Below are 3,850 nucleotides of genomic sequence, written 5' to 3' on the forward strand. Positions count from 1 at the left end.
GGCGGACGCATTTCGTCGATTTTGCTCAACGTGCCCGGCGATGCGGCGGCAATTATGACCGCGCTGGACGGCTACCCGATGGCGCAACAGGGGCGCGGCGGCGTCGCGCTCTCTATTTCAGCGGTCAGCTCCTTCTTTGGCTCACTGATCGCCATCGGCGGAATCATTCTGTTCGCCCCCTTACTGGCGCAATGGTCGCTGGCGTTTGGTCCGGCAGAGTACTTCGCGCTCATGGTTTTTGCGATTGCCTGTCTTGGCAGCATGATGGCGCAAAATCCGCTGAAATCGTTTCTGGCGGCGCTGATTGGTCTGGGACTGGCGACCGTCGGCGTTGACGCCAACACCGGGGTGTATCGCTTTACCTTTGACAGCGTGCATCTTTCTGACGGCGTGCAGTTTATCGTCGTGGTGATCGGCCTGTTCTCGGTTTCTGAAATCCTGCTGATGCTGGAACATACCAGCAGCGGGCAGAAACTGGTACGCAAAACAGGGCGCATGCTGTTCAACGCCAAAGAAGGCGCGCAGTGCGTCGGCGCGACGCTGCGCTCGTCGGTGATTGGCTTCTTCGTCGGCGTGCTGCCGGGCGCGGGTGCCACCATCGCCAGCGCCATCACCTACATGACCGAGAAAAAAATCAGCGGCAACAGCGACAGCTTCGGCAAAGGCGATATTCGTGGGGTTGCCGCACCAGAAGCGGCGAATAACGCGTCGGCCTGCGGCTCATTTATTCCGATGCTGACGCTGGGCGTGCCGGGTTCCGGCACCACGGCGGTGATGATGGGTGCCCTAACCCTGTACAACATCACGCCGGGACCGGCGATGTTTACCGAACAACCGGATATCGTCTGGGGATTGATTGCGGCTCTGCTGATTGCCAACGTGATGCTGCTGGTGATGAACATTCCGCTGATCGGCCTGTTCACCCGGATGCTGACCATCCCACTGTGGTTCCTGGTACCGGCTATCGCGGCGGTTTCCGCAGTCGGCGTGTACGCCGTACACAGTACAACCTTCGATCTGGTGCTGATGGTCGCGCTCGGCGTGCTGGGCTACGTTCTGCGCAAAATGCACTTCCCAATGTCACCACTGATCTTAGGCTTTGTGCTGGGCGAAATGCTCGAACAAAACCTGCGCCGTGCGTTGTCGATCAGTAACGGCAATATGGCGATTCTGTGGGAAAGTAGCGTCACCAAAGTGTTGCTGGTGATGGCGGTGGCAGTCATTGTGATCCCGCCGCTGTTACGGATCCTCCGTAAGCGCCACACCAAACCGCAGGTGGATGTCGGGTAATGCCTCGCCGGATGGCGCTTCGCTTATCCGGCCTACCCTCAACCCAGGCCGCATAAAACACGCCGCGTTGTCATCCGGCAACAGTCTCAATTCTTAACATTCCTTCCGATAACCGCCTCAATCCGTTCCTTCATATAGGGAAAGAACGGATTCGAGGTGACACGCATTAACGTATCCAGCCCCACCAGCAGCGTGGAGGTCTCTCCGCGCAGCGCAATCGTGCCAATGCTCAGCCCATAGCGATTCAACACATCCGGCTTCAACCCATACAACGAATCGGTCAGTGGAAAGGGCACCGCCACATGCGACAACGAATACATCTCCTGCGGCCAGGCCTCCTGTAACGGCTGAACCTGCACATCACGCGTTCCGGCGAGGGTGTCACGCGCCACCACGGCCAGCGTTTCTGCCGTGGCATTAGTGACCACCGTTGTGCGGTAAGCTCGCGGTACGGAGGGCAGCAACGTCGCGGCGGCGGTATAAGAAGATGTCCGCAGCAGAGGGCGCAGGTTAGCCGCCTGATTGATATCAAACAGCACCAGTTCGCTGCCGTTAGGTCCCAGATAGCGATACAACGACTCCACTACCGCCTGGGTGCTGACGGTGGAATCCATTACCGACTGGAAGGTCAGCACCGGCGGCAGATCGTGAAGTCGCATAGTCTGCGCATCCTGCACAATTTGCTGCTGTAGCGCTTTGGTCAGCAGATAAGACTGCCGCGCCGCATTGACAGGAAACGAATTGTATTTGAAGGGGTTAAATTCTGGCGTGACGTTGAGCCACGCGGCTTTGGCAAACGCGGGAAACAGCGCCGGTAACCCCGCCAGCCCGGCAAAACGGGCGAATGACGTGACGCCAATCATCGGTGACAGCAGTACCACCTGACGCGGACGTCGCAGCGTGGCGTCGTCCAGACTGTCCAGCGTGTATTTCAGCGCCAGCGCGCCGCCGTTAGAGTACCCCACCAGATGCAGCGGCACCTCGTTACCCGCCAGTCTCGTCGCCTCACGCACCGCCAGACGTGTCGCGGCCAGCCACGCTTCCCAGTCGACCGCCGTTAACGCGCCTGGCGCGGTGCCGTGTCCGGGCAGGCGTGGCACCACGGCGATAAATCCCTGCTGCTGGTAGATCCGGGCGATATCTTTCAGGCTGTAGGGCGAGTCGGTCAGGCCGTGGAGCATCACGGCAACGCCGCGCGGTTTGCCTTGCGGCATCAACACGAATGAGCGGTTCCAGTTGGGGGTAAATTGCGCCGGAGCAACCCGACTGCCCGACCAGAAACGGTTGATCGGCGTCTGCTCATCCGGGCTCAGCGTATCGCCCACCTGTTTTTGTAGATCGGCAAACAGCGCCGCTTCCCGTACCTGATACTGCGCAAAGGTGGCGTTATCCAGCGCCGCCGCGCTCATTTCATTCCCGTGCCAGGTATGCCAGGAATGAAGATCAGGCCCACTCTCTGTCTGATACACCCGCACGCCGAGAAAAATAATCAGTACCACCAGCAGCGTCAGCACCACGTGTTTGATCAGCGCCAACAGGCCGGAACTGACCCACTTCACCCGACGGAAGAGGTTTTTAAGCAACATGTTTATCCCGAACCTCGCTCATCAGACACACCGCAACCGGCGTTAGTGTAGGCTAACCGGCGGTTTCCTCAACCTTTTCCGCCCTTTTCTCCCGATACGCATGCATTTATCCCTGCATTTAATAATGTTAAATATTTGTTGCTTTTGATCACAAAAAAGAAACAAAAAGTTCATTTTGTGCGCGTTTTCTAAAAATGTAGATATTTTTAATTTATGGCTACGAAATGAGCTTCGCCATGTCTCCCTGACCATCTACTGAGAGGATCGATTCTGATGAATGCACTGACTGCCGTTAAACCAAACGCTGAAGATCCAGGCCAGCCTGGCAACGGATTTACGCTGAAACCGTCAGCCCAATCCCCACGTCTGCTGGAGCTGACCTTTTCCGCCCGGACAACAGAACACTTTCTTCGGCAGGTCGCACAATGGCCGGTGCAGGCACTGGAATACAAATCGTTCCTGCGCTTCAAAGTGGGCAAGATCCTTGACGATCTGTGCGACAACCAGCTGCAGCCGCTGCTGCTGAAAACGCTGCTGGATCGCGCAAAGGGCGCGTTGCTGATCAACGCAGAAGGCATCGATAACGTGGCGCAGGCTGACGATATGGTCAAACTGGCAACCGCGGTGGCCCATCTGGTTGGACGCTCCAACTTTGATGCCATGAGCGGTCAGTATTATGCGCGCTTTGTGGTAAAAAACGTCGATAACTCAGACAGCTATCTGCGTCAGCCACACCGCGTAATGGAGTTGCATAACGACGGCACCTACGTCGAAGAGATCACCGATTACGTGCTGATGATGAAAATCGACGAGCAAAACATGACCGGCGGCAACTCGCTGCTGCTGCATCTTGACGACTGGGAACATCTTGACGAGTACTTCAGCCACCCACTGGCGCGCCGTCCGATGCGCTTCGCTGCGCCGCCCAGCAAGAACGTCAGTCATGATGTGTACCACCCGGTATTTGACGTCGA

General features: G+C 57.3%; 3 protein-coding genes. 2 read left to right on the forward strand and 1 reads right to left on the reverse strand.

What is annotated here, in order from left to right; translation table 11 throughout:
• Positions 1-1,290: tripartite tricarboxylate transporter permease (locus AB7E14_RS21635; protein WP_428169940.1), on the forward strand; the 1,290-nt coding region annotated here is incomplete at its 5' end.
• An 86-nt stretch (positions 1,291-1,376) separates the two neighbouring features.
• Here AB7E14_RS21635 and AB7E14_RS21640 read toward each other — a convergent pair.
• A complete protein-coding gene (locus tag AB7E14_RS21640) occupies positions 1,377-2,876 on the reverse strand; it encodes an alpha/beta hydrolase (protein WP_316962821.1) in 1,500 nt (499 codons plus the stop codon).
• A gap of 273 nt (positions 2,877-3,149) precedes the next feature.
• Between AB7E14_RS21640 and glaH the strand changes: the two genes are divergently transcribed.
• Positions 3,150-3,850, forward strand: a 701-nt coding sequence (glaH, locus tag AB7E14_RS21645) for a glutarate dioxygenase GlaH (RefSeq protein ID WP_428169941.1), incomplete at its 3' end; no start/stop codon positions are given.

This window comes from Citrobacter sp., assembly GCF_050252275.1.
In the GTDB taxonomy this organism is placed as follows: Bacteria; Pseudomonadota; Gammaproteobacteria; order Enterobacterales; family Enterobacteriaceae; genus Citrobacter_A; species Citrobacter_A amalonaticus.

Coding starts and splice junctions, on each gene's coding strand:
- AB7E14_RS21640 (WP_316962821.1), bottom strand. CDS start 2,876: ATGTTGCTTAAAAACCTCTTCCGTCGGGTGAAGTGGGTCAGTTCCGGC.